2 tRNA genes and 1 rRNA gene are annotated in these 736 nt (G+C 60.1%); all 3 read right to left on the minus strand.

Features of this window, described 5'->3' with window-relative positions:
• Positions 1-155, minus strand: a 23S ribosomal RNA gene (locus tag NON00_RS24610); the annotation flags it as partial.
• Positions 156-378: 223 nt separating this feature from the next.
• A tRNA-Ala gene (locus tag NON00_RS24615) sits at positions 379-450 on the minus strand.
• A gap of 65 nt (positions 451-515) precedes the next feature.
• Positions 516-589 (minus strand) — tRNA-Ile (locus NON00_RS24620).
• Between the last annotated feature and the right edge of the window lie 147 nt (positions 590-736).

The raw sequence follows: 736 nt of genomic DNA on the forward strand, positions 1-736 counted from the left end.
ATTCAGCGCCAGATCTCCCTAGGGAGGGGTTGCCCCATTCGGACATCCGCGGATCAACGATCGCTCGCATCTCCCCGCGGCTTATCGCAGCGTGCCACGTCCTTCATCGCCTCTTGGTGCCAAGGCATCCACTGAACGCCCTTCTCATACTCATCTCGTCACCGCCCGCACGCAGGACCAAGCCGCACTCGAAAGCGCGCTTTGTTCTGTCGTGTCCAATCGGACAGCAACGCAACACCGAGACACTCACTCCTGACAAGGAAGTCAGCCTTGCCAGGCACTCGATATCACCAAATCAGATTCACGATGTGAAACAGCGTGGAACACCCCGGGCATTGCTGCCTGCGGTGGGGTTTTCCTGGAATTCATCTTTCCTTTTGGAGGCGATCGGATTCGAACCGACGACCCCCTGCTTGCAAAGCAGGCGCTCTCCCGCTGAGCTACGCCCCCACGGGATGACCAGACCAGCTGTCAGCTGGCCCGTAGCGTGCTCAGACCGAGGTCTGGGGCACGTATGGGCCAGGGAGGACTTGAACCTCCGACCCCACGCTTATCAAGCGTGTGCTCTAACCAACTGAGCTACTGGCCCAAACCAAGCAACCCGTTCACAAGCTGCGATGTTGCCATCGCAGGGAAGGATGCGCGGCCGGCGCTTGCCACTTTCGTGTGGCGCCGGCGGCGCGGTGATCTGGACTGTTCTGTATCAGCGATTGTCTGTGGCATCCGCCGCAGACCA

The sequence above is a fragment of the Roseomonas sp. GC11 genome, from assembly GCF_024437745.1.
Classification (GTDB): Bacteria; Pseudomonadota; Alphaproteobacteria; order Acetobacterales; family Acetobacteraceae; genus Pseudoroseomonas.